At 69.8% G+C, this 24,238-nt stretch carries 26 protein-coding genes and 2 pseudogenes; 9 read left to right on the top strand and 19 right to left on the bottom strand.

All coding sequences use genetic code 11. The annotated features are described in order from the left end of the window. Positions 1–67 precede the first annotated feature (67 nt). Positions 68–1,477 carry an aspartate ammonia-lyase gene (gene aspA, locus IE207_RS31175; protein WP_190187699.1) on the top strand — a complete coding sequence of 470 codons (1,410 nt, stop codon included), beginning with the start codon at positions 68–70 and terminating at the stop codon, positions 1,475–1,477. A 114-nt stretch (positions 1,478–1,591) separates the two neighbouring features. On the opposite strand, the gene IE207_RS33905 is transcribed toward aspA, so the two are convergent. Both IE207_RS33905 and IE207_RS31165 read right to left on the bottom strand, forming a co-directional pair. Next, positions 1,592–3,778, bottom strand: coding sequence for a tetratricopeptide repeat protein (locus IE207_RS33905; protein WP_268250219.1), 2,187 nt, complete (start codon positions 3,776–3,778; stop codon positions 1,592–1,594). A 124-nt stretch (positions 3,779–3,902) separates the two neighbouring features. Beyond that, positions 3,903–4,136 (bottom strand): hypothetical protein, encoded by a 234-nt coding sequence (locus IE207_RS31165; RefSeq protein ID WP_190187698.1) that lies wholly within the window; start codon positions 4,134–4,136, stop codon positions 3,903–3,905. A gap of 198 nt (positions 4,137–4,334) precedes the next feature. Between IE207_RS31165 and IE207_RS31160 the strand changes: the two genes are divergently transcribed. Next, positions 4,335–4,889, top strand: coding sequence for a DinB family protein (locus tag IE207_RS31160; protein WP_190187697.1), 555 nt, complete (start codon positions 4,335–4,337; stop codon positions 4,887–4,889). A gap of 409 nt (positions 4,890–5,298) precedes the next feature. Here IE207_RS31160 and IE207_RS31155 read toward each other — a convergent pair. The 5 genes and pseudogenes from IE207_RS31155 to IE207_RS31135 all read right to left on the bottom strand — a co-directional run bounded on the left by IE207_RS31155 (position 5,299) and on the right by IE207_RS31135 (position 9,302). Next, positions 5,299–6,691: pseudogene (locus IE207_RS31155) on the bottom strand (amidase). Continuing rightward, positions 6,678–6,887: a hypothetical protein gene (locus IE207_RS31150; protein WP_190187696.1), complete on the bottom strand. Its 210-nt coding sequence runs from the start codon at positions 6,885–6,887 to the stop codon at positions 6,678–6,680. Before IE207_RS31150 ends, IE207_RS31155 begins: the two are co-directional and overlap by 14 nt. A 138-nt stretch (positions 6,888–7,025) precedes the next feature. Then, entirely contained in the window at positions 7,026–7,958 is a 933-nt protein-coding gene (locus IE207_RS31145) for an MBL fold metallo-hydrolase (protein WP_190187695.1), read from the bottom strand. Between the two features lie 194 nt (positions 7,959–8,152). Continuing rightward, a complete protein-coding gene (locus IE207_RS31140; RefSeq protein ID WP_190187694.1) occupies positions 8,153–8,359 on the bottom strand; it encodes a hypothetical protein in 207 nt (68 codons plus the stop codon). A 364-nt stretch (positions 8,360–8,723) separates the two neighbouring features. After that, entirely contained in the window at positions 8,724–9,302 is a 579-nt protein-coding gene (locus IE207_RS31135; RefSeq protein ID WP_190187693.1) for a TetR/AcrR family transcriptional regulator, read from the bottom strand. Between the two features lie 12 nt (positions 9,303–9,314). Here IE207_RS31135 and IE207_RS34360 point away from each other — a divergent pair, with 12 nt between their 5' ends. Next, complete coding sequence (locus IE207_RS34360) at positions 9,315–9,743, top strand: WCX domain-containing protein (protein ID WP_190187692.1); 429 nt, start codon at positions 9,315–9,317, stop codon at positions 9,741–9,743. Here IE207_RS34360 and IE207_RS31125 read toward each other — a convergent pair. The 5 genes from IE207_RS31125 to IE207_RS31105 form a co-directional block, all read right to left on the bottom strand. Then, complete coding sequence (locus tag IE207_RS31125) at positions 9,734–10,714, bottom strand: SDR family oxidoreductase (RefSeq protein ID WP_190187691.1); 981 nt, start codon at positions 10,712–10,714, stop codon at positions 9,734–9,736. The two genes, IE207_RS34360 and IE207_RS31125, sit on opposite strands and share 10 nt — an antisense overlap. 369 nt (positions 10,715–11,083) lie before the next feature. Continuing rightward, positions 11,084–11,371: a hypothetical protein gene (locus IE207_RS31120; RefSeq protein ID WP_190187690.1), complete on the bottom strand. Its 288-nt coding sequence runs from the start codon at positions 11,369–11,371 to the stop codon at positions 11,084–11,086. Between the two features lie 65 nt (positions 11,372–11,436). Then, complete coding sequence (locus tag IE207_RS31115; protein WP_190187689.1) at positions 11,437–11,598, bottom strand: hypothetical protein; 162 nt, start codon at positions 11,596–11,598, stop codon at positions 11,437–11,439. A gap of 744 nt (positions 11,599–12,342) precedes the next feature. After that, positions 12,343–13,086 (bottom strand): 2OG-Fe(II) oxygenase, encoded by a 744-nt coding sequence (locus IE207_RS31110; RefSeq protein ID WP_229874194.1) that lies wholly within the window; start codon positions 13,084–13,086, stop codon positions 12,343–12,345. Positions 13,087–13,088: 2 nt separating this feature from the next. Next, a complete protein-coding gene (locus IE207_RS31105) occupies positions 13,089–13,283 on the bottom strand; it encodes a hypothetical protein (protein ID WP_190187688.1) in 195 nt (64 codons plus the stop codon). A gap of 205 nt (positions 13,284–13,488) precedes the next feature. On the opposite strand from IE207_RS31105, the gene IE207_RS33900 reads away from it, so the two are divergent. Continuing rightward, positions 13,489–13,623 (top strand): hypothetical protein, encoded by a 135-nt coding sequence (locus tag IE207_RS33900; RefSeq protein ID WP_268250218.1) that lies wholly within the window; start codon positions 13,489–13,491, stop codon positions 13,621–13,623. A 17-nt stretch (positions 13,624–13,640) separates the two neighbouring features. On the opposite strand, the gene IE207_RS31100 is transcribed toward IE207_RS33900, so the two are convergent. The 5 genes from IE207_RS31100 to IE207_RS31080 form a co-directional block, all read right to left on the bottom strand. Further along, positions 13,641–14,246 (bottom strand): TetR/AcrR family transcriptional regulator, encoded by a 606-nt coding sequence (locus tag IE207_RS31100; RefSeq protein ID WP_190187687.1) that lies wholly within the window; start codon positions 14,244–14,246, stop codon positions 13,641–13,643. 522 nt (positions 14,247–14,768) lie between these two features. Further along, positions 14,769–15,608 carry an NmrA family NAD(P)-binding protein gene (locus tag IE207_RS31095; protein WP_190187686.1) on the bottom strand — a complete coding sequence of 280 codons (840 nt, stop codon included), beginning with the start codon at positions 15,606–15,608 and terminating at the stop codon, positions 14,769–14,771. Continuing rightward, the gene (locus tag IE207_RS31090) at positions 15,608–16,030 is read right to left on the bottom strand and encodes a nuclear transport factor 2 family protein (RefSeq protein ID WP_190187685.1); all 423 of its coding nucleotides are present in this window, start codon (positions 16,028–16,030) and stop codon (positions 15,608–15,610) included. Before IE207_RS31090 ends, IE207_RS31095 begins: the two co-directional genes overlap by 1 nt. A 1,203-nt stretch (positions 16,031–17,233) precedes the next feature. Continuing rightward, a complete protein-coding gene (locus IE207_RS31085) occupies positions 17,234–17,389 on the bottom strand; it encodes a DUF6131 family protein (protein WP_190187684.1) in 156 nt (51 codons plus the stop codon). 622 nt (positions 17,390–18,011) lie between these two features. Further along, entirely contained in the window at positions 18,012–18,233 is a 222-nt protein-coding gene (locus IE207_RS31080; protein WP_190187683.1) for a radical SAM protein, read from the bottom strand. A gap of 102 nt (positions 18,234–18,335) precedes the next feature. Here IE207_RS31080 and IE207_RS31075 point away from each other — a divergent pair, with 102 nt between their 5' ends. Beyond that, a complete protein-coding gene (locus IE207_RS31075) occupies positions 18,336–19,328 on the top strand; it encodes a DUF4344 domain-containing metallopeptidase (RefSeq protein WP_190187682.1) in 993 nt (330 codons plus the stop codon). Positions 19,329–19,660: 332 nt separating this feature from the next. Here the strand turns inward: IE207_RS31075 and IE207_RS31070 are convergent, their stop codons facing one another. Continuing rightward, the gene (locus tag IE207_RS31070; protein ID WP_190187681.1) at positions 19,661–20,176 is read right to left on the bottom strand and encodes a hypothetical protein; all 516 of its coding nucleotides are present in this window, start codon (positions 20,174–20,176) and stop codon (positions 19,661–19,663) included. Here IE207_RS31070 and IE207_RS33585 point away from each other — a divergent pair. From IE207_RS33585 to IE207_RS31055, 4 genes and pseudogenes are all read left to right on the top strand, one after another. After that, positions 20,119–20,560: pseudogene (locus IE207_RS33585) on the top strand (glycosyltransferase family 2 protein); the annotation flags it as partial. The gene IE207_RS31070 and the pseudogene IE207_RS33585 overlap by 58 nt on opposite strands. Before the next feature lie 580 nt (positions 20,561–21,140). Then, entirely contained in the window at positions 21,141–21,962 is an 822-nt protein-coding gene (locus tag IE207_RS31065) for a MerR family transcriptional regulator (RefSeq protein WP_190187680.1), read from the top strand. Positions 21,963–22,216: 254 nt separating this feature from the next. Beyond that, positions 22,217–22,741, top strand: coding sequence for a transposase (locus IE207_RS31060; protein ID WP_190187679.1), 525 nt, complete (start codon positions 22,217–22,219; stop codon positions 22,739–22,741). A 40-nt stretch (positions 22,742–22,781) separates the two neighbouring features. Beyond that, positions 22,782–23,237 (top strand): hypothetical protein, encoded by a 456-nt coding sequence (locus IE207_RS31055; RefSeq protein ID WP_190187678.1) that lies wholly within the window; start codon positions 22,782–22,784, stop codon positions 23,235–23,237. 150 nt (positions 23,238–23,387) lie between these two features. Here IE207_RS31055 and IE207_RS31050 read toward each other — a convergent pair whose 3' ends face one another. Next, positions 23,388–23,993, bottom strand: coding sequence for an SMI1/KNR4 family protein (locus IE207_RS31050; protein ID WP_190187677.1), 606 nt, complete (start codon positions 23,991–23,993; stop codon positions 23,388–23,390). Positions 23,994–24,238 lie beyond the last annotated feature (245 nt).

The raw sequence follows: 24,238 nt of genomic DNA, 5'->3' as shown, positions 1-24,238 counted from the left end.
CCGCCTTTGATCCGCCCACCTCCACCGCCTTCGATCCGCCCACCTCAGGAAGAGGACCCGCACACCCATGACCGCCTCCAGCCGCAGTGAACACGACCTGCTCGGAGACCGCGACGTCCCCGCCGACGCCTACTGGGGCGTCCACACCCTGCGCGCCACCGAGAACTTCCCCATCACCGGCACGCCGATCTCCACCTACCCGCACCTGATCGACGCCCTCGCCGCCGTCAAGGAGGCCGCAGCCCTCGCCAACGGGGAACTCGGTCTGCTGGAGCCCGCGAAGACAGCCGTCATCGTCGCCGCCTGCCAGGAAATACGCGGCGGCAAGCTCCACGACCAGTTCGTCGTCGACGTCATCCAGGGCGGCGCGGGCACCTCGACCAACATGAACGCCAACGAGGTCATCGCCAACCGCGCGCTGGAGCTGCTGGGCCACACCAGGGGCGAGTACGGGCACCTGCACCCCAACGAGGACGTCAACCTCGGCCAGTCCACCAACGACGTCTACCCCACCGCCGTACGCATCGCGACCGTCTTCGCGGTGCGCGGCCTGCTCGACGCCATGGCCGTCCTGCAGGACGCCTTCGCCCGCAAGGCCGCCGAGTTCCACGACGTGCTGAAGATGGGCCGCACCCAGCTCCAGGACGCCGTGCCGATGACGCTCGGACAGGAGTTCTCCGCCTTCGCCGTCATGCTGGACGAGGACCGCAGCCGGCTCGCGGAGGCCCTCGGCCTGATCCACGAGATCAACCTCGGCGCCACCGCCATCGGCACGGGTCTCAACGCCCCGGCCGGATACGCCGAGGCCGCCCGCCGCCACCTCGCCGACATCACGGGCCTGCCCCTGGTCACCGCTCCCGACCTGGTCGAAGCCACCCAGGACTGCGGCGCCTTCGTCCAGATGTCCGGCGTCCTCAAGCGCATCGCCGTCAAGCTGTCCAAGACCTGCAACGACCTGCGCCTGCTGTCCTCCGGGCCCCGCGCCGGACTCGGCGAGATCAACCTGCCGCCGGTCCAGGCGGGCTCGAGCATCATGCCCGGCAAGGTCAACCCGGTGATCCCCGAGGTCGTCAACCAGGTCGCCTTCGAGGTCATCGGCAACGACATCACGATCACCATGGCCGCCGAAGCCGGACAGCTCCAGCTCAACGCCTTCGAGCCGGTCATCCTGCACTCGCTGTCGAAGTCCGTCACCCACCTCCGCGCGGCCTGCCTCACCCTGGCGGAACGCTGCGTGAGCGGCATCACCGCCAACACCGAGATGCTGCGGGCCACCGTCGAGAACTCCATCGGCCTGGTGACCGCCCTGAACCCCCACATCGGCTACACCGCCGCCACCGACATCGCCAAGGAGGCCCTCGCCACCGGCCGGGGAGTGGCCGAACTCGTCCTGGAACGGGGCCTGCTGCCGGCCGAACAACTCACTGCCCTGCTGCGGCCCGAGGTGATCGCGGGCACCGGCCCGGCCCGTACCTGACACCCACTGACCCCGGGACCCCGTCGCCTGGAACGTGCTGCAACGATGCGTGGCCCACCGCGACTACAGAGTGCTACTTGACGTTTGGCGGCGGCTCGGGGATACACGGCCTCCTCAACCGCCACTGGCTGCGGCGTTACTGCGCCGCAGCCAGTGCCACCACCGGCTCTGTGGCCGTTGGGTGGACATGGCCAACGCTGTCTCCAGCGCGTTGCGGGTGCTCGAGGTGTGCGTGTGCTCGTGGCCCAGGATGCGGACGCGGTCATCGAGGGTGCGGCGCAGCAGCTGTATCGCCTCGGCCTGCTCACCTGCACTGGTCAAAGCGAGAGCGAGGTTGTGGCGACCGGCAAGGGTGTCCGGGTGCTCGGGGCCCAGGATGCGGGTGCGGTCCTCCAGGGTCTGCCGGTGCATACGCACTGCTTGTGCGTGGTCGCCCATCCCGCCCAGGGCGAGACCGAGGCTGTCCCGGCTGGCCAGCGTATGCGGATGCTCAGGGCCCAGGACACGGGTGCGGTCGTTGAGGGTCTGCCGCAGCAGACCCACCGCCTCGGCATGTTCACCCGTCCCGTCCAGAGCGCATGCGAGGTCATTGCGGCTGGTCAAGGTATCGGGGTGCTCGGGGCCCAGGATGCGGGTGCGGTCCTCCAGGGTCTGCCGCAGCAGGCGTATTGCCTCGGCCGGCTCTCCCATTCCGAACAAGGCATTGGCCAGGTTGTTGCAGCTGGTCAAGGTATCGGGGTGCTCGGGTCCCAGCATGTGGGTCTCGACGTCGAGGACCCGCTCGTGCAGCAGGCGCGCCGCACCGAAAGCGCCGGCCTTCTGCAGCACCTGCGCCAGCGCGTTGAGAGTGGTGCGGTGGTGTGTGGCGGTGCGCGGGTCCGCGTAGTCGAGCAGCAGGGGCAGGTGGGGGGCGAGAAGCACGGCTGCAGGCCAACCAGCGCGCCCGCGCTGGTTGACCTCGCGCACGGCCGTGGTCAGCCGCTCGGCAAGGGCCCGGTGCCACACGGCGAGCTCGGAGGTCTCGGCCGTGAGGGCGACGGCGTTGATCTCTCGGATCAGGGGATGCAGCACCACCTGCGCCCCCTCACTGCTGCCCGACGCCGGGCCGGTGCTGCCGGGAGAGTGGGGCAGGCCGAGGAGACCGTAGCGGTGCAGGCCGGCGAACGCGGCCTCCAGGGCGGCCGCGGTGACGTCGTGTCCGGTGACGACGGACAGCAGGTCCGGGGTGATCAGGGACAGTGGGACGGGAGCCTGAGCCAGCAGGGCCAGCAGTCGCAACAGGGGTCGGGCCAGAACGTTGCCCTCCCCCGCGAGCTGGTCCAAGGACACCTCCCAGGTGCGCCGCACCACGGCGCGGGCGACCTGCGGATGGGAGGCATTCGGGTGCGCCGCTCCCAACAGGAACGGCAGTTCCTGTTCCAGGGCCTGGCGGTAGGCGGCAAAGGTGCGGTAGCGGCTGGTGGGTCCGGCCAGATAGGTGCCAGCCGCGTGCAACGCCAGTGGCAGCCCGCCCAGTCGCGCCGCCAGCTCCCGGGCCTGCTCGGCGGTGCCGGCCGCGGGAGCAGCGTCCAGCAGGACCTGCCCCGCAGGTCGCACCGGCAGCGGCTCCAGTGGCAGCAGCTGTGCGCACGGACCCCAGGTCTGCTCGCTGCCATCCCGGCTGGTCACCACCAGCAGGCCCCGGCCGTGAGGACGGATCCAGCCGCGGTAGTCGGCCACCGGCTCCCCTGCCGGGCCGATCTCGTACGGCTCGTCGGCGTTGTCCACGACCAGCAGCCACCGCCGCACCCGGCCCAACTGCCGCCAGACCACATCCGGCAGGCTCGTCTGCCCCGCTCGCGCGGCCTCCAGCTCTGCCTCTGGCAGGCCGCAGGCCAGCGCCACCTGCACCATCTGCTGCGCCAGCTCGGCACCGTCGCGCCAGCGCACCCAAAACACTCGCCAGCCCGCCGCCTCGGCCTGGGTGGCCAGTTGCGCGGCCACCGTCGTCTTGCCCATCCCGCCGACCGCGCACAGCACCGCGAACCGGCCTCGGGGCCGCCGAAGCATGCCTGCGAGCACGGCGAGTTCTCCCTCACGCCCCCGCACACGCTGAACATGCGGGGGGCGTAACGAAGCCTGCCGGCCTCGGGCCAGTCGGCTGACCGGTGCCAGCCGCGCCGGGGGCCTTGCTGCGGCATCCAGATGCCGGCCCCACAGCAACAGCCCGATGCTGACCACCACCAGCACGGCGAACACCGGCCAGATCACCCACGCCTGCGCCGCCCAGCCAGGCACCGCGGCACTGGCGTAGTTGGTCACCGGCCCCAGCACGGCCGCCGCCAATGCGGCCCCTCCGGCTACCGCCGACCCGGCCCACGCACCCCGTCCACGCCCCATGGTCCGCCACCCCCCGTCCACCGTCACCAGGATGCTCCCGCATGGATCACGTCCATGGAAGGTTGCGGGTGGTCACGACGCGGGCGGCGATGTTGCCTCGGTTCAGCGGCCGGATGCCGAGCCTGCCGCTTGAACGCGTCATCCGCCGCGCGGCGCTGCCCGGGCACCAGGGCAGGCAGCAGGTCGACGGGGCGGTGCTCATCGCTTCGGCGGCCACCACCGGGGCCGGTGCGTCCACGGGCACCTGGACCAGGCAGGGACGTCCCGGCCGACGGTGCATCCCCGGGTCCTCGGCGAATGCGAGGCGCAGCCGCTCCCGGCCGCATGCCGTGCCGTGTCAACGAGGGGCAGCCTCACGGCGGGGTCGTTGCCGGAGTACACCAAGGCAGGGGCGACATCAACGCGGGCGACCACATCGCCGCAGACGACGCGGAAAGCGGCTCGACTACACGCTGTGGGCGGTTGCTAGCGTGAGTACATGACGGCTTGCGCGGAATGCGGTTTCGAGTACGACCTCGCCCTGGCCCCCCGTGCCTCGATGCTCGCCAAGGGCCACGCGAGCGAATGCGCGGGCCTGTTGCGAGCAGCACCGTCGGCGCTGCGACAGCGTCCCTCGCCACAGGTGTGGTCACCTCTCGAGTACGCCTGTCACATGCGTGACGTGCTGCTCGTCCAAAGGGAGCGCGTGCTGGCCGCACGGCGCCGTGACACGCCGGTCGCGGAGTCCATGGGGCGTGACGAGCGGGTCGACCACGACGGCTACGCGCGGCAAAATCCGGCCGACGTCGCGCGCCAGCTCCAAGACGCGGCCCTGCTCTTCGGCGACGTCCTCGACCGGCTGTCTCCCGCCGATTGGGAGCGCACCTTGGTATACACCTACCCCGAGCCCAAGGAACGCTCTCTTCGCTGGGTCGCCGTACACACCGTGCACGAGCTGCGCCATCACCTGCTCGACATGAGCCGCCACCTGGAAAACCAGGACGAGGGTCAGCGCAGCGGCTTTCCCGGGAGCCGCCCGGCATCTCAGCCCTGAGAATCGTCGGGGGCAGCCCTTGCGGAAGGCTGCCTTTCTCTCCCCCAAGGCCTTCGACCACGCCGACAACGCGAACCTGCCGCCCCTTACGGTTCGTCCTGGGTGGCGCGCTGCTGCGGCTGCGGAGCTCGCGCAGGGCCAGAGGGCACCTGTCATCGCCGTCGAACCCTCGCCCCCTTCGGCGTTGTGGACGATTGGGGCGAGATCCGTCTGTGAGAGGACCTCGGCCAGGTGCCCGCTGCTGACCCCTGCGGGCTCGGTGCTGCGCTCGTAGCGGCTTCAGACCAACGCGTGGGCCTGCCGGTCCTCGACGCCCGCTGGTCAGACCCGGCAGCAGCCGAACCCTTGGCCGGTACTCCCCCACCCCGGATGGCAGAACCGGCGAGAACCCGCCGCCCGGGGCGCTCGCTCAGGCCGCTGTGGCGATTCCCCGAGCCGGCTGCGTCTGCTCGTAGGCGTGGCCGACCCGCAGGAGCGTGAGCTCGCCGAGGGGGACGGCCGAGCAGCTGCATGCCGATCGGCATGCCGGCCGAGTCGTGGCCGACCGGAACGGTCAGGGCGGGCACTCCGGTGATGTTGGCGGGGGCGCAGAGGCGCACGTAGGCGTCGGAGACGCCCTCGACGGCGCCGTCGGGCCAGGTGACCGTCGCCTCGTCGGCACCGACCGCGGGCATCGGGACGCTCGGGGCGGCGATCACATCGACCTGATCCAGCAGCCGGGCCCACTCGGCGCGCATGAGCGTGCGGGCGCGTTGCGCGCGCACGTAGTCCCCGGCACTCATCAACTCGCTTGCCTCCAGGAGGATGCGGACGTCCTCTTGGTACTGCTCGGGGACCGTGCGCAGGTTGCCCTCGTGGTAGGCCCCGGCCTCCGGCACCATCAGGCCCCACTGGGTGGCCTGGATGTAGCGGGTCATCGGGATGTCGACCTCGACGAGCCGTGCGCCCAGGGCTTCCAGCTGCCCGATGGCGTGCCGGACGGCGGCCTCCACCCGCGGGTGGACGTGGTCGAAGTAGTAGGTGCGCGGCAGGCCGATGCGCAGCCCCGTCAGGTCCGTGCCGGCACCGGGCCGGTAGTCCGTGGCGGGCACGGACAGCGAGGCGGGGTCGCGCGGATCGTGTCCGGCCAGTGCGGTCAGGACCAGGGCGGCGTCCTCGACGGTGCGGGCGATCGGGCCGACGTGGTCCAACGACCAGGACAGGGAGATGACACCGTGGCGGGGCACGAGACCGTAGGTCGGTTTGAGGCCGACGACCCCGTTGAGTGCGGCGGGCACCCGGATCGACCCGCCGGTGTCGGTGCCCAGGGCGAAAGTCGCGGTGCCCGATGCGACGGCGACCGCGGAGCCGCCGCTGGAACCACCGGCGACCCTGCCGCGGTCCCAGGCGTTGCGGGTCTGCGGGGTCGTCAGGCCGAACGCGAACTCGTGGGTGTGGGTCTTGCCGATCAGGACCGCGCCGGCCTCGCTCAGACGTGCGGCGACCGTGCTGTCCGTCGTCGCGCGATGGTCGGCGCGCACCCGGGAGCTGGCCGTGGTGGCCATCCCGGCGACGTCGATCAGGTCCTTGAGTCCCATGGGGATGCCGTGCAGCGGTCCCCGGTAACGGCCGTGCGCCGCTTCGTGTTCGGCCTCGCTCGCCGCCCGGCGTGCCTGCTCCGCGGTGACCGTGACGTAGGCGCCGAGGTGCGGTTCGACTTTCTCGATGCGATCGAGGACGGAGTCGACCAGTTCGACGGGGGACAGTCGCCGGGCGCGGATCGCGTCTGCAGCGGCGGCGAGAGGCAGCTCATACGGCTGCATCGTGCGGCTCCTGTCCGGCGCGGTAGGCGGCGGCAGGCGGGACGTCCGCGAAGTCCAGCTCGCGCAGGACCGCGACGACGCCGTGGATGTGGTTGGCGACCGCGGCGACCGCGGCGTGGCGTTCGGCAGGCAGTACAAGTCCGGCGCGGGCGGCCAACCGGGCCGCCTCCGGCGGTGTGAGTTCGACGGTGGACACGGATGTTCTCCTTCTCGGTCGAGGTGGGAGGGGTGGAGTAATCGAGGCCGTAAAGGCCAATGCTTTGCTTTAGGTAGTTGGGGGGCGCCGCAGCTGCTCGGGGGCCGCGCGGGGCGGCGGGCCGCCTCGGCCGCGTGCTCAGGCCGCGGTGGCCGGGATCTCGCGGCCGTGCTCGGCGAGCAGCCGGTAGCGGCCGTTCTCCCGGCGGACGGCGCCGGCGGTGGGCTGCGGGAAGTGGGTACCCAGCAGCAGCGCGTCGGTGTCCGCCAGGGCGTCGAGCAGCCGGGCACGGGTACGGATCGCTTGGGCCGGGTCGGTGTCGACGCAGCTGTGCACGTGGGGGTGGGACAGCTGCACGGGGTGGTGGATGCTGTCGCCGGTGATCAGCGCCCGGCGGTCGCCACCGCGCAGTTCCACGGCGACCTGTCCCGGGGTGTGGCCCGGGGCCGGGACCAGGAAGACGCCGGGCGCCACCTCGTGCCCCTGCTCGGGCACGTCCACGAGGTCGTACTGCCCGGCGTCGCGGACGGGGTGGACGGAGTCGCGGAACATCTGACTGCGCGCCTCGTCCAGGTCGGTGGCGGCCCAGTGGTCCCATTCGGTGCGGCTGGTGAGGTAGTGGGCGTTGGGGAAGGTGGGGACCCAGTCCGCACCGGCGAGGCGGGTGTTCCAGCCGACGTGGTCGGTGTGCAGGTGCGTGGTGATCACCAGGTCCACGGATTCGGGCGGGAAGCCGGCCGCCGCCAGGCGCTCCAGGAAGTCGGTGTCGAGACCGTTCCAGGCCGGGTTGGCGCGCCTTTTGGCGTTGCCGATGCCGGTGTCCACGACGATCCGCAGGCCGCCGGCCTCCACCGCGAAGCTGTGGCTCGCCAGCCGCGGGACGTCGGCGTCGGCGAAGTCGGGGCGCAGCCATGGCGCCTGGTCCAGCACCTCCTTGGTGGCGTCCGGCAGCAACCAGGGTCCGGTCTCCCGCGGCAGTTCGATCTCGTCGACGCGGCGTACGGCGATGTCGCCGAGGCTCCATCCGGGGGTGGTGAGGGGGGTGGCCTGACGGGGTGTGGTGATGCGCATCGGGTGGGCCCTTTCGGGTGGGGCGGGCGGGGTTGGAAAGGTCGGGCCGGGTCAGGCGGCGCGGGGCCGGCGCACGGCGCGGACGAGGCCGCAGGGTCAGTAGGGATCCCGGGATCAGGAGCGCGGTTCCGGCGAGGCTCACGGTGCGGGCGGGCAGCGGGCGGGCTGCATAGCCGGCCAGGCCGCTGCGGCCGTCAGCGTGAGGCGGCGACGATGCCGGGCGCGGCGAGCGCCATGCCGGCCACGGGGGTGATGCCGTTGGCGGCCGTCGCCCGGCCCGGGCGCTCGGGGTCCTCGAAGTCGAGCAGGGCGGCGCTGGTGGCCACGCCGGTGGCCAGGCCCTGCAGGACCCGGGCGACGATCAGCGACGGCACCCCCTGGGCGATGGCGAAGAGGGCCATCGCGGACCTCGGTCAGCAGCGCCCAGGCGAGTACCGGGCGACGGTCCAGGTGGTCCGAGAGCCTCCCCGCGGTCAACAGGGCGAGCGCGGAGGCGCTGAACACGACGGTGAGCGGCATGGCCGAGAAGTGCCAGGCTGCCTGGCAGAGCGCGGAGCGGGGTCGGTGCGCTGGAGGCGGCCAGCAGGGCGATCAGGGCCGAGGCGTGCAGCGGGAACGCGCCGCGGTGGCTCAGCACGGGCAGGCAGCGGGGACGGGAGGGCCGGGCGGTGACGCTGGTCATGGAGGCACCTCCGAACCTTAAGGCGAATGCTTTGCGTTAAGCACTCTAGGCCCACGTCACTCTACAACGCAAATATTTAGCTTTTAGCGGGGCGAGAGGGGCGCGCTGCGACCGAGCGCCACCCCCACCAGGTGATCGGTGTAGGCCACAGACAGGTCCGAGGGGCGGAACAGGATCCGATACATCAGAGGGGCGACGACGACGTCCAGCAGGGTCTCCACGTCAGGCACGGCCTCCCCGCGCCCGGCCGCGCGCACCCCAAGGGCCTTCAACTGCTCGGCGGCGTAGTCGGAGCAGCGAGCCGCGTTGCCCTGCTCGGGGTCGCCCAGCAGGGCGTCACGGATGTACGTGCGGCCCGCCGTCGAGGACATCTCCTCGGCGAACTGCACCGCCCACGCCTCCAGGTCCGCCCGCAGGCTGCCGTGGTCCGCCGGCGGGGCGTCGGGGCGCAGCCGCTCGACGGCCACGTCGGACAGCAGTTCCCGCAGGTCCCCCCAGCGCCGGTAGACGGTGGACGGCGTGACTCCCGCGCGGGCGGCGATCAGTGGCACGGTGAGCGCGTCCCGCCCCAGTTCCGCCTCGAGATCTCGGACGGCCTGGTGCACGGACTGCTGGACGCGGGCGCTGCGCCCGCCGGGGCGTGTGGTCGCTCGGGAACTCATGCACCCAGCTTAATGCGAAGAAGTTGCGTCTGGCTGGACGTCGATCTGGCCGGACCGCCACGCTTCATCCGGGCAATGGCGTCGTGCTGCTGCGCTGATGTCGATGTTTCCGTGTCTGCGTCTCGGTCGATCAGGGCGGCGAAAGCGTCGAGGACACGTTGCAGCCTACGGCGGCTGCCCGCAGTCGTGGACGGGGCTGCCGTGGTGGACGCGCTCGCGTCCGCGAGCGCCCCGGACGCCGCCGGCCAGGTCACCCTCGACCTGCCGACGGAGTCCGAGGAGGTCGCCTTCGACCAGCTGGCCCGGCTCGGCGCGGACGCCGAGGTGCTGGGCCCGGCTTGCCTGCGCGCCCGCTTCCGTGAGCGCGCAGCAGCCCTGGCCGCCCTCTACCAGGCCGACCCTCAGGAGAGGGAACCTGAGGAAGCCGAGGCTCAGCGGTAGTCTTCGGGGGAGCCTTCCTTGCCGCCGTAGATGACGTCCTCGAAGTAGGTCCAGGCGTCCGGCTGGCTGCCGTCCACGTCCGTCACCCCGTACACCCTGGCGAGTTCCCCGCTGGAGGTGGACTTGCCGTTCCACCGCCTCGCGCGGTCCGGGTCGGCGGCCAGCGCCGCGACCGTACGGGCCAAGTAGCGCGGGGACTCCGCGATCGCGAACGCCGGCTCCTGGGCGATCGCGTCACGCCAGTTCTCCTCACTCACACCGAAGTGGGAAAGCATCTGCTCCGAGCGCAGGAAGCCCGGCGAGACCGCGACCGCCGTGCCGCCGTACTCCGCCAGCTCCTGCCCCAGCCCGAACGCGAGGCGGATCGGGGCGTTCTTCGCCAGGTCGTAGTAGATGTTCTCCCGGTAGCGGCGGTTGGAGTGCGCGGTGCCGTCGGTTACCTCCACATGCAGCGGCGCGTCGGAGCGGATCAGCAGCGGAAGCAGCAGCGCCGCCGTGATCACGTGCGAGCGCGCGCCGAGCTCCAGGATCCGCAGACCGTCAGCGAGCGGTGTCTCCCAGCTCTTCTTCCCGAACACCGAGGTGGCCAGAAGGTGCTCGCCGCCCCACAGGTCGTTGACGAGAATGTCGAGCCGCCCGTACTCCCGGTCGATCCGCTCGACGAGGGCGCGCACCTGGACTTCGTCGAGATGGTCGGTGGGAACTGCGATCCCGGCGCCGCCCGCTGCGGTGACGAGTTCGGCGGTCTCCTCGATGGTCTCGGTTGTCCGGCCAACCTCGCTAACCCGGGCCCGGGTGGTACGGCCGGTGACATACACGGTCGCCCCGGCCCGACCCAGCTCCACAGCCTGAGCCCGGCCCGCCCCGCGGGTAGCACCCGCCACGAGCGCAACCTGCCCCGCAAGCAGACCCGCTGGGCTGGCCTGCACGGCGTCCTGAGTGTTCCGGGTAGTGATGTCTTCGTTGTTCATGTCATCCATCCTTCATGCCAGAACTGACAGAACACGTCACCCTTTTCCGGGGATCCCACGCAGCACCCCGACCACAACGCAAACACCGCAGGTGGACGCATGGCCACGCCAACCTGCGGGCCCACCAGCACGCCCAGCAGGCCAAGCACCGCACTCAAGGACCAACCGCAGCGCTCAGTCACAAGTCTGTCACGGTGCGCGCCGGTCAGGGTGCCCGGACGGCTGCGATGCTCAACTCGACGTCGGCAGGGTCGCTCTTCCTGGGCGTGCCCCTGCTGCCCGTCCGTCCCGCAGGGCAACTGTGACGGGCAGAAACACGCCGAGCCCTCGCCCCGCGAGAGGGGAGAGGGCACACGCAGGGGCGAGTACTCAGCTGTTGGTGCAGGGGGTGGAGGGCGCCAGGAGCCCGAGCAGGCCGACGCAGACGTTGCCGCTGTTGGCGAGGTTGAGCAGGCCGTTCTGCTGCGCGGAGAAGCTCTGGTTCCTGGTGTTGGTGGTCCAGGTCCGGTTGGGCAAGGGGGTCCGGGCGTCCAGCGACGCCATCGAGACGCCACCCGGCAGGCCCAACGGGCCCGTGTCCGCCATGGCGGGGGTGGCCAGGGAGACAGCTGCCCCGGCGAGGAGAAGGGTCGCGCATGCGCGCTTCATCGTGTTCACGCGGTGATCAACGACGAGAATCGCTGCGAGGCGTCATCCTGCTGGCCAACTACCGCGCACGGGAGCTACCTACCGTGCGCGAGCGCCAAGTACCCGAACGAGAGCCGGCTCGCTGCGGTGTCCCAGACGACCAGTTCACCGTCGAGGACCAGGCCGTCCGGCAGTTGCCCGGCGGCGACGAGGTCGGGGAAGCGGTCCTGGATCAGCGTTCCGCGCCGGGTCTGCACCAGCAGCCGCTCGCCGGCGCCAGTCGCGGTGAACAGGAGTGCGCGGTAGCCGTCAAACTTCTGTGATGCACTGTCAGGCCTCGAGGCGGAAGTGGGGGAAGCAACACCCGCGTGGCCGTCACCGCGCTGAACGGCAGCGCGCAGGTCATCACGGAGCCCGCCGGTTCCTGGACAGGCGGGGTCAGTCTCGGCGGCACCACCGCCGCGGCCCCGCCCTCGCCCAAGGCCACCACTTCAACGAAGACCCGGTCTGCGCAGTCCAGGGCATGAACGGCGCCACCTGACGCAACACCTACAAGAGCGCCTGGAGCGGGGGCACCTGGTCCGGCTTCGCCCAGGTACCCGACACCAGCAACGCCGTCTCCGTCCCTGCCGTCGCCGTCTACGACAGCATCGGATACCTCGCCTACGCCACCACCATCGGCACCTGACCACCCCGACTTCGCCCCGTGTGCAGCCCTTGGCTCTGCCGCAACCTACGGCAGCAGCCAAGGGCTGCATCATTCCCCGGCGCGGCCCTGAGCACCAGGAGCTTCTCGTACTCGTTGATCATCGAAGAAGGATGGCAGGGGCCACTGACACAGCCTCTGCGCCCTGCAGAAGGCCCCCGGTCCCCGCAATCTCCCTCTGTCCCCGTCCATGCTCGTCCAAAGACAACTTGCCTCCCCTGACGGCGACGGGTCTGTCAAGCAAACACGATGTACAGTCCCTGGGCCTCTTGTGCGGCGGTGGGCTTGCTGTTGCTCACGGCACATCTATGGGCTCGTAGAGCACATCGGTTCTGAGAATTGTTTTCGTGCCCTCAAGAATTGGGGCCGAGTCGTGAAGCGTCCGATGCCAGAAGAGGAGCGCATCGCCCGGTTCGGGGCGGTGGGTGCTCAATATTTCCTCAGGCTGTGCGAGCCGGGGCCAGTCCGAGAAGTCGCGTTGCACAAATGGGAGATCGTTCTGCTTGTCGGCGATGAACCGTGTCTCTCCGCCCACTGCCTCGTACGACAGGTAAACGCCCACCGTCAGGAGAGTTCGCCTTCCATCGGGGGCGAAATAGGGCGAATCGTAGTGCGGGACAAGAAGTCCGCCGTGTTCGTACGTGATGAAGCGCATACGCGGATTGACGGCCGTCGGCTTCCAGGGCCTTCCGTCTGAATCCGTCGGATCGTCCGATCCCACTTCAAACGACAGAAACGGCCGCAGCCTGCGGTAGAACTCTGCTGCCAAAGCTATGGAGTCAGCCGTGGCACGGAGATGACCGACCGGATCTCCCTCTGAATAGTTGGCGGCAATGCCGTCTCGACCCACCGGCACAAAGCGCTGGGCAGCCAGTTCGGCCGCGAACACCTCCACTTCAGCCGGCGTGAGGAAATGGCGAATCAACCTGGCATCGACGTTGGGAATCTCCGTCTCGATCGGGGCCCATGAGTCATCGGCAGATATTCGGCTCAGCGCTTCTTCGGAGAGCTCAAAGGGATTTACCGGCATTCCGAACATGCTCACTTCTCCGCCCTGAGGTCGTCGATACCACCGTGACCGTGGACCCAATCGCCCGGAACGGCCGCGGGCAGCACATCGAGGTGAATGGCGGGACTGCGGGCCACGTACTTGTGCGCGTTGAGTCCGTGGAGGGACTCGCGGCCCGTGGGGTCAATGCCCGCAGGGAGCAGGGACCGCTGAGCGATTATCGTCATGATGACGAGATTAGGCCGGGGTGAACCCACAAGGCAAACAGGACGTACCCAACTCGGCGGAAGGGGCCGGAAGACGGGGCGCGGACCGGCTCATGGGACTACCGATGCGTGGTAGTCCCGCGCAGCGCTGGGCCGCCGCGTACCGGGTGACCCCCGGGCTGAAGGAACCCGCGCAACGTTGTGGAGGTCGCTGTCACCGGAGCTGATGGCCAGGTCCGTGTGGGCCACCCTGCACGGCCTCGCGGTGCTGAGCCTGCGCCAACCCCACCAGAGGTTCGCCATGGACGAACCACCGGAAGACCTCGCCGCGGGCACCCTGTCGGCGATGTTCGGCTTGTAGCCGCACCACCCCGCGTCTCATGCCTCTTCGCGTGGGTCGACAGGACTGCTGTCGGTGCCGAGGACGTTGTCGATGTGGGCCGCGAGTGCGGCCCGTAGCGCTTCGGGTGTCATCTGCTGATGGTCGATGAGGTGGGCGATGAGATCGGCGCGGATGGCGGCCAGCAGGGCGTGGGCGGTGAAGTCCGGGGCTTGGACTCCGGGCACCTGCTCCAGTGCCGCACGGAGGGTCTCGTGCCACCAGCCGTAGTGCCCGGCCTGGTAGGGGCTGCTGAGCCCGGCCTCCTCCCCCGCCGACATCAGGTTCCGGTTCTCGATCTTGAAACGGAGCGCGGCGTCGAGGAGGTCCAGCACCCGCTGTCGCGGCGAGGACGTGGCTGCCTCCTGTGCCCTCTGCGCAGCGCGCTGGAGGGGTTCGAGGCGGGCGGCGATCACGGCGCCGATCAGGCCTGCGCGGTCGCCGAAGCGGCGGAAGAGGGTGCCCTTGCCCACGCCCGCGGCCGTGGCGATGTCGTCCATCGACACGCTCTGCGGACTACTGCTGGCGGCGAACAGGACGTCTGCGGCAGTCAGGACGGCCTCTCGGTTGCGTACGGCATCCGCGCGTTCTGTGCGCTGGGCCACGGGGTCCTCCTCAGTCTTCGGCCTGTCCCGGCCCGGGTGAAATGATATTCGGTGGGCCCGCCCGGGCGGCGGCCCCTCGCCTGCCGCGCCCCCGCCCGCAGGGCGGCAGCCGTGTGGTCTGAGCCGCAGACCGCAGGTCAGGTGGTGTCGTCGCGCCAGTCCGAGATCCGCGCTACCGCCAGGCGGATGGCGCCGGGGTGGCAGGGAGCCGATGCCCTCCTCCTCGGTGGAGCTCAGAAGTGTCCTGGGTGCGGTGAGGTGCCGGTAAAGCCTGTGGGGGTCGGATTCACCGGCCACGGAGTAGTGCAGGTCGTCGGTCGCCTCGCACACCAGCGCCGGACAGGTGATCTTCCCGGCGCCGCCGTCCTTGAAGCGGTAGCGGACGTATGCGGCCAGGAACTCCCGGTCGGTCGCGCTCCTGGTGACGTAGGGGCTGTGGTCGCGGGCGACGGCGGCGGCCAGGCGCGGCTCGTGGGCGGCTGCGCGGGGCGCGAGGTAGCCGCCTATCAGCGCGATGCGGGTTTATGCGACCTCCCGCTCGACGAAGGACCGGAACGTCCCGGGCGGGCGGCCGGTGAGGCGCTCGACGGTGTCCGTGGTGCGGTCCTCGGCGCCACCCGCGATGGCCCGGTCCATGCCGGCGAGCATGGTGGCGAACTCCAGCGGGATCTCGGCCGCCCAGCGGTCGCGGAGCTCCTCGAACGTCAGCTTCCGGTGCACCACGGGCTGCCCGGTGGCCTCGGCGATGGTCGCGGCGACCTCGGCGTAACTCAGCGTCTGCGGTCCGGTCAGGATGAGGTCGGTGTCGGGGGCCTGATCGTCGGTCAGGGCGCGTACGGCCACGGCGGCGATGTCCTCGGCGTCGATGAACCCGACGCGGCCGTCGTCCGAGGCCGACATGATGGCTCCCTCGTCGCGGATGCTGCGTCCGTGCGGGGTGGAGGCGGCGAAGTTCTGCATGAACCAGGAGGGCCGCAGTACCGCCCACTCCTCGAACAGGCCGGGCAGTTCCTCGTGGACCCGGCCCACTGCCGGACCGCCCGCCGGGATCGCGGACGAGCTGAGCAGCACCGCACGGTGCACTCCTGCCGCGCGTGCCTGGCGGAGGAAGGGCAGCATGGCCGCGCCGGGGTCGGAGGAGCCGATGGGCGGGACGAGGTAGACGCGGTCGACGCCGTCGAGGGCTTCGCCCCAGGTCGCGGGCTCGTTCCAGTCGAAGCGCACGGGCTGCGCACCCGGCACCGGGGTGGCGCTCCGGCCGGCGGCCTTGACGCGGTAACCCGCGGCGATCAGCCCGGCCGTGACGCGGCGGCCCGTGGTGCCGGTGGCTCCGATGACGAGCGTGGCATTGGAGGTGGTCATCACTTGGCTCCTGCGAAGTCGGCGCCGGGCTGCGACACGGCGAGGGGGTTCCAGTAGTCGCGGTAGGAGGTGATCAGCCCGTCCACGACCGTGACCACGGCGATGTAGGTCATGTCGTACGGGGTGTCGGTCTCCACCAGGCGGCCCACTCCGCGCATCTCCACCACGATCGTCTCGGCCTCGGCGGTCTGGTGGATCTTCACGTCGGGGAAGTCGTGGACGTCGACGTGGTCGGGGTAGTGGCGCATGTAGTCGCCGACCGCGGCCTTGCCCTCGAGGCGCGAGGGCCAGCCCTCGGGCGCGAAGGGGAACTCCAGGACACCGTCCTCGGCCCACAGCTCTACCCAGCCGGGAACGTCCTTCTCCAGCAACAGCTGCAGACCGTGGCGGTACAGCTCTGCGGGTGTCATCGGCGTCGTCATGATCAAAGCTTCCGTTCTGCTCGGGGGACACGGCGATCCCGGGCCGTTGAGCGCGGCCACTCGTCACGGATCCCCGAAATCCAGTCATGGCGGTTCTCATAGGCGGAGCATCGAAAAGAAACGGACCGTCAGTCCGTATAAATACGAGAATACGGACCGCTGGTCCACTTGGCAAGTCCCGTGGGCCGACGAGGTGATTCCCGGGGGCCCAGGACTGCGCTGCCGTGACGTTGCCGGCGGCCGTGCGACCACCCCCAATTGGCGCCCGTACGCACGTAGGACTCTTGGTCAAGGTGGCGGCGTCTGAGGAGCGGTGGCTCTCGCCGCGGTGGGCGCGAACGGGCGCCGCGTAGCCGGAGATCTCATCGGCAGGGGCCCGCCCGAGGCGACTCGCAAGGTCCGCACTGCTCGCACACTTGGCGGGGAGCGGGGAATCCGGCTCCCTGGTCGGGCTCATCACAGCGAAGCGCGGCACCGTTGAGGACGAACCGTCTCCCGGCACCATCCACGCCCACGTGCCACTCGACGGGCTGCTTCCCATGGAAAGCGAAGTGAAGCACCGCCTGGGCGGGCAACCGTTCACATTGACGCAGGAGTCCCGCTCCCACCGTCCCGTACCGGGCTCGTAGGTCGAGGGGATGCTCGGGAAACACCAAAAGGGTCGCATCACGAAGGACTGACGCCATCCGGGGGCGGTGCCGACCAGGCACCGCCCCCGGACCGTTTTCCGGCCCACGCCTCACGGCCACCGCCGGTTCCATGAGCCCGCCGGTTCCATGAGCCGATCCCTCCACCTCTCGCAGCAGACGTTTCCACGAAGGGCCGCCGATGTGGCCGGCATCGAGTAGGACCCGACGATCACCGACACGCCGGTGCGGCTGGTGGCCGTAGTTGTCATCTGGTCGCGCAAACGGTCACCGCAGGATCGGCGGCGGTGGGGCGCGGAGTGGATGGCAGCAACCCGTATGAGCAGGCGCGAGGCAGGAGGAATACGGCCGCCGCCGGGGCCGGCGACAAGCAGAGCGAGGGCTCTGGGCCAGCCCCGGCAGCTGAACGACCAGCTCAGAACGTGCCGACGACCTTCCTCGGGGTGATGCGGACCATCCACCATCCGGGCGCGAGCCATCAGACACTACCTAGTGCCCTCGGCGAGGCTGGGGAAGCGGTGGCACTGATGGCGGCAGGTTGGCGCTTACGCGCACATCAGTAGTAGTGCTTGCGGCCGCCGACGGCGTGCCCGACAGCGCCCAGGATCCAAAGGACGAGTCCAACGACGACGAGGACGATGCCGATCGTCCACAGAATGCTGATGCTCGTCAGGAAGCCGACGATGAGAAGAATGACGCCGAGGACGATCATGGTGTCCTCCCGTGTCGCGGGGTCAGGTTTCAGTTCAGGAGTGCTCCCCCAGCCCAGTACTCCTCTTCCGCACTGCGCATACCCGGAGTCGGCATGATCACCCCTTGCCGCCGACAGCCGCGAGCTGACCGTCGTCAATCTCATGAAGATCCAACACGTACTGCTCGGTAATTGCCATACCTCCGGAACAGCCGGTGCAGCCGCTCCTCGACTCACTGGGAAAACTGCGCGGCCAGTGCACCCTGGCCGCATAGCGAGGATGCCCTGACTCACCGCCGGAATAGCGGCCGATAGCGCGAGAGGTCAGCTCCACTCCGTGGACAGGTCGACTGCGAACACACATCAGTCCAGGCCGCCCAGATGCCCGGTCACCACTATGCCGTCTGACCCGCGCGCCGGGGGATCAGCCCAACGCGGTGGCTGAACCGATCCCGTCCCGGGGTACCTGCCCCGCGCGTCCGGGGGTCAGCCCGCAAAGAAGCTCGCCCCCCGTTCAAGGGGATGCCATGCCGCCGAACCTCTGAGAATCTTGTACACGCGCTGCAAGTTCAGGGCTGCTCACAGCGTTGCTGCGCACCACGACGCAGTCGATACCGAACCGCAGCTTGCGGCCGCCGGGCAGCTAGCGCTCACGGGCTTCCTCGTCCAGCAGGCCGGGCGCGGTCATGACGCGATCGAAGGAGCCAGCCCTGCCACGGATCCGGTCGTGGACCTCTGCGGTGGACCCGTCCACGCTGACCACCACCTCGTCGAAGCACTCTGCCAGACGCCCGGCCATCGCGCGGTCCATCACCCATCCGCTTGTGTTCGGGTCGAACCAGGCCGCCTCCCGAAGGTCGCCCACACCTCGAACGGTCCCCCGTACGGGCGGCTCGACGGGCACCCGCCTCCGGACGGCCGGAGGATCAGTGCGGGGACACGGACACGCGACGGGAGCCGATCAAGGATGCCGAACACCGCCGGTCGCTCGAAGAGGGCGCGCATCGTCCTGTCAGGTGTGCTGCTCCTCGCCGGGGTCGTCTCGACGGGGTGCAGCGGCGAGGCCCGCGACGCCGGGCCAGGGCCTGGAGCAGGGCCCCGCCCCCAGGCGGCGCGCTCCGGCAGGGTCACCGTCGTCTACGAGGCCCAAACGGTCAAACCGGAGGACCGGGAGGCCGTGGCACTGATCCGGAACTCCCGCGTGCTGGAGCGTACGGCCGACTGGGTGAACAGATCACTCACCCTCCCGCACGACATGGTCGTGAAGGTCACCGCCGCCGTGCCGCCCGGCGTCACCGACGCCGTCACCCAGCCCGACGGCAGGACGATCTTCGTCCCGCCATCGTTCCTGACCGAGATCGAAAAGGCCCTCGCCGACGTCGTGAAGACCGTCGAACGGCCCGCCCCGTTCCCCGCGTCCGAGTACAACACCGACCACCTGACCGTGCTGTCGACCGAATTCATCTTCGGCCACGAGATGGGCCATGCCCTGCAGCGCCAGCTCCTCCTGGCCAACCTCGGTCTCGAAGAGGACGCGGCGGACGGCTTCGCGTCCTTCTATACCGTCAACGAGGTCGGGCCGGGCCCGTCGCTGGCCGCCGCGATCCTCTTCGACGAGATCGCGCGCAAGGAAGGCACGCCGACCCTGGAGGGCATGTCGAGCGACCACCCCATTACCCAGCAGCGGGCCTTCAACTTCCTGTGCTACCTGGAGGGCAGCAACCCAAAGAAGTACCAGCAGTCCCTGGTCGACAGCGGCCATCTCCCGAAGACCCGCGCCCCCCTCTGCCCACAGGCGTGGGCCATGCTGGACTACGGCTGGTGGACCCAGCTCCAACCCCACCTCAGCGGGGCGCTCAGGGCCCAGGGTGCCGAGGAGCAGAAGAAGGCACACGGACGGCTGATCGCGGAGACACAGGCTCTGGCGAAGCGCATCGACGAGATCCGCAGCGGTCAATGAGGTAACTGACGCGCACCCCGTCGATCTCGTCCGCGTAGTCGCGCAGCAGGCTTCCGGGGACTATCGCGGGATCGTCCTGCCACGGCCCCCGCCCCTGGCTGGGCTGGACCGTCCACAGAGGGCGAGGGCCGAACCGGCGAACCACACCGGGCGAGAGCCGCCGTCCGCGCGGTCGCCGGGCAGCGCGACTCGCCGAGTGGCTGGCGGACGCTTCATTGAGGAGCCGACGCGCCCGGAGCCGGAGCGGTTCTTCTTCCTGGTCGACGTGGACCGGGACCTCATCGCATTGCGGCGAACGCAACACCACCAGGGAGGTGGGTGTTGGCCGGTGATCAGGCTGCAGCTGTGGTTGCCCGTGCGGTACGTCGCCGCTTGAGCAGGTGACGGATGCCGAAGAAGGCGCCGGCGAGGACAGCAAGGAGGCTAACAGCGATGACGGTGGTCCAGACGGGGCCGATGAGCGCGATGATCACGCGGGGATCGTGCCAAGGGGTGCCGTGGTAGGTGAGCGGGGTCAGGTCCTGGAGGGTCGGCTTGGTGCCGCCGTAGGGCAGTGCGGAGAAGACCTTGCGTTCGTTGCTGAGCGGGTCGTTCTCGGCGGTCGTCTCCTTGTCGATCACCAGGGTGGGGCGGTCGCCGAGGTTGTGCTGCTTCCAGTCTGTGCGTCCTGGGGTGCCGGTTTTGGCGAAGGTGGTGCAGATGTCCTGGACCTGACCGGAGAGGCGGTTGCGCCAGGCGCCGGTGCCGTAGAAGTCGGGGTCGGCGGTGAAGTTGCCGAAGACGAAGCCCAGGTCGATGGCATAGGGTCCGGATGCAGGTGATCGACCAAGTCGGCAACGTCCCCGCACAGTTCTTCTACGCCCACGAGGAAACCGCCTTCGCATGGCGCGCACTCGACGCCGACTGGGACATCGACCACCGCGCAGGCCTCGTGCTGCGCCACCCCCGGACCCCGGCATCCCGCCACGCCGTCTACCACCGCAACACCGGACGCAACCGCGTCTGGCTGGCGAAGCGCCACCTGCCCGCCGCCCTGGTCCCCATGTATCTCACCTCATGGGCGGCTACACACTGCTCCAGCGCCCCCCGCCGGCTGGGCTGCAGTCCTGGTGGGCCGGATTCTTCGAGGTGTGCGGCCCGCGTGTCCAGCACGGCGTCCCAGGCGATGGCGCACGGTGTGGCGCATGACCCGACTGGGCCGACCCCCGGTGCTCCAACCCTCCCCTGGCTGAGCCTCGTTTGCGGACCTGATGGTCAGCAGGGCCTCCGGCCTCGCCACGGCCTGGGGGAGGGCACACAGTCCTCCTACCGCACGCTGGGCGCGATGCCAGGCATTCGGTGAGCGATGTCGCCCTTGGTGCAGCCTGCAAACGGGCCGGCGGAGCCGCGCAGCTGGATCATTGGGCTGAAGCCCCTGTACGACGGGTTCGCCGAAGCTGTCGCCTACGAGGCCGCCGACAGCCCGGATTCATCGCCTTCCAGCTCATCAAGGCCCCGGCGTGGCCCGTCGCCTGACCAGGCACCGACGTACCGGCTTACCCCTCGGGAGTTCAGCGAATGCCGACACGTACTGGTAACCCGGGCTGTTGGAGCCTTGAGTTTCGCCGTTCTGGCGGGTCAGGCTGCTGGGTCCAGCCCTCACCGGGCTGGCGTACGTCCCACCTGAGCTGCTACCGACACCGCCCCCGGTCGGATCTCCGCACGTCATCGGTTGTAGCTTGACCTCGCCCCAAGGGCAGCCCCGAGGCTGGAGCCAGAGCCGCGCGAGAAGGCGCGCAGCGCGTACCGAACCGGAACAGGACACCAACCCGTATGCCCGATGATCCGCTGCTGTCCAGTGGCGAGTTCGCCCGCCGTTCCCGGCTGTCACCCAAGGCGCTGCGGCTGTACGAACGGCAGGGCTTGCTGGTGCCCGACGAGGTCGACGCGGCCAACCGCTACCGCCGCTACCGGGCTCGCCGACTGGCCGACGCGCGGCTGATCGTGTGGCTGCGTCGGCTCGACATGCCGTTGGCCGACGTGGCCCGGGTGCTGGCGGTCCCGGCCGCTGACCGCGCCGGGCTGGTCGCCGCCTACTGGGAAGCAGCCGAGGCGAGGTTCGCCGCCCAGCGGCACCTCGCGGCGCACGTGCGGGATCTGGTGTCCGGCCACGAAGGAGCCATCGCCATGACAGGCACCGTCCACACCCGAGAGATCCCCGCGCAGCTGGTCCTCACCGAGCAGCGTCATGTCACCCCCGAGGAGCTGCCCGCCTGGATCGCCGCGGCGATGACCCGGCTGCACTCCGCCGCCGAAACCGCCGGCGGCCCGGCTGCGGCGCCCTTCGTCGTCTACCACGGCGAGGTGAACCACGACAGCGACGGTCCGGTGGAGGTCTGCGTCCCCGTCGACCCGGCCGCCGCCGGCCGGCTGGCCGCCCCGACCCGCGAAGAGCCCGCGCACCGCGAGGCCTACATCCGCATCACCAAGGCCCAGGTCGTGTTCCCGCAGATCCTGTCCGCCTTCGAGACCGTCGCCCGCTGGATGAGAGAGCAGGACGTGCCGGCCTCAGCGGCGCCGCGGGAGGTGTACTTCACCGACTGGACGGCCGCCGGACACGACGATGAAGTCTGCGACGTCGCGTTCCCGATGTGACCAGGCGCAGGTGGCCGGCCCCTTGCCTGGGGAGCGCCGCCTGTGCGCGGCTTTCGGCCACTGGGCGACGGCGACGTACCCGTACTCCACCAAGGCAACCCAAACGTCGGCGCGCCCGCTTGCCCCGGAAGGAAAGAGACGGAGCTCCGCCGCGTCGTCGGATTGAGCGGTTAGGACTGGTTGGGGGCCGGCTGGGTTGAACAGTGGAGAAGCATCGGCGGTGTTGACACCACCTCCGGGGCGGGGATCCGCCGATGCTTCCGGACCTGACGGTGCCGGCATCGCTGCTCGCGGTGCCGGAGAACCTGCGGGACTCGTTCACCGCGCCGACGTTCGCCACCTTTGTCGCGCTGGTCACCGGTCTGGTCGCGCAGACCGGCAAGGGCACCGTGACCGGGATGCTGACCGGGGCCGGCTTGGCCCGCTCCTGGTCGCACGACCGGGCGCACGCGTTCTACTCCCGTTCGGTGTGGAACGCCGAGATCCTGGGGATCGTGCTGGCGCATCTGATTGCCAAGACCCTGGTCCCGGCCGATGCGGTGGTGGTGGCCGTGGACGACACGCTGTTCAAACGGCGCGGGAAGAAGGCGTTCGGGGCGGCCTGGCAGCACGACGGCGCGGCGGTCGGCGCCAAGCCGGTGGGCCGGGGCACGTGTTCCGTGGTCGTCGGGATCATCGTGGAGCTTCCGTTCTGCTCCCGGCCGGTGTGTCTGCCGGTGATGGCCCGGCTGTGGCGGCCCAGGCCGGCCCGTCCAAAGTCGAGCTGGCCGCCTCGATGATCCGTCTGCTGGCTGCCTGCTGGACCGACCGCTGCATGTCGTGGCGGACGCCGCGTACCACGGCAAAGCCCTGCGACACCTGCCGGGCCGGATCACCTTCACCACCAGACTGCCGGCCAACGCGGTGCTGTACGACCTCGCACCGCCACCCACCGGACGCCGCGGGCGGCCCGCCTTGAAGGGCGACCGCCTTGGCACCCCTGTAGACCTGGCCGAGATCCTGACCACCGTCCCGTTCGGCCTGTACTGCTGCACGATCACCGTCATCTGGTACACCCTGCACGGACACCACCCGGCCGACGCCGCCGACCGCCGCGAACAAGCGCCCTGGTACACCACCAAGACCGACCCGTCGTTCTCCGACATGCTCGCCAAGCTCCGGCGCACGATCATCGCCGCCCAATTTATGCCCAACCACCTGGCCAGACCCACGGAGGCCGAAATCCGCGCCGTCCAACGAGCTTGGGCTACAGCAGGGCTGTACTCAGCAGCCTGACCCCGCCAGGCCTGCCAGAACGGCGAAACTCAAGGGTAGCCCGGCCTATCAGTTTTTGCGGAGTTCTCTCCGTGCCACCTCTGCCGCCTATCCCGGACGGGTGTTGCCCGCTCACTTGTCACGCCCGCCTCACAAGTAGGCGGTGAGGCGTCAACTCACGAGGTCACGCCAGAAGGGGATGGCCGCCTGGTGGGCGCAGGCCTCCCCCTGACGATCCGGCTTGGGTCCGCCGAACTCCTGGTGGACGTAGTCGATCAGATCGGCGCCGTAGTAGATGATGTCGGTCTGATACATCGACAAGACGGGGTGGCCATAGGTGCCACGCCCCGCAGGCAGGTACCGGTGCGAACAGACGGGCACCATCTTCGGTACTTCAGCCAGATGTGCACGGGCCAGCACCAGGGCATCGGCCGGCGCTCCAGGCTTGGCCCCCCAGTCTTCCGACCAGAAGCCGTTTTCTTCAACGTCAAAGAGCACGCCGTCAACCGGCCAGGCAAGCCGGTCACGGAGCTCGTCAGAATCACCGTTGCGCCAGTCGGGCCACCTCGGCGAGACACGCCCCTGCCCTGACGGACGACCGATGGGCAAGCCTGCCGCCAAGAACGCGCGGTGGTCGTCACTGAACTCAAAACCGAATTCCTCTTCGATGCGCCCGAACTCTGCATCCGACAGGCCCGGCGAAATATCGAAACGCCCGAGTTGAGACAAGCGGCGGGCGGCTTCCGCCCCCAACAGGGCACCTTCACTCTTGATCATGCCGCGATGGTAACGACAGCTCGCCGCGGCCCTCCGGGAAATTTGCGTCCACCCTTCGTGGGCGCTCCACGCCTCATGTCATGCGTGGATCACGAACAGGCAGTAAGACGGCCTTGCAGGTCCGTACGGAGCGGACGCCTCCCATGTGGTCGATGGCCCGGTGCCAGGTAGCGCACGCCTGCTCGATGCTGCCGCGCTTGAGATGCATCAACGTACAACCTCAGCAACAGCTACGAGTAGCGATG

The organism is Streptomyces cirratus (assembly GCF_014650775.1).
GTDB classification, from domain to species: Bacteria; Actinomycetota; Actinomycetes; order Streptomycetales; family Streptomycetaceae; genus Streptomyces; species Streptomyces cirratus.
This window is presented reverse-complemented; position numbering and strand designations above follow the sequence as displayed.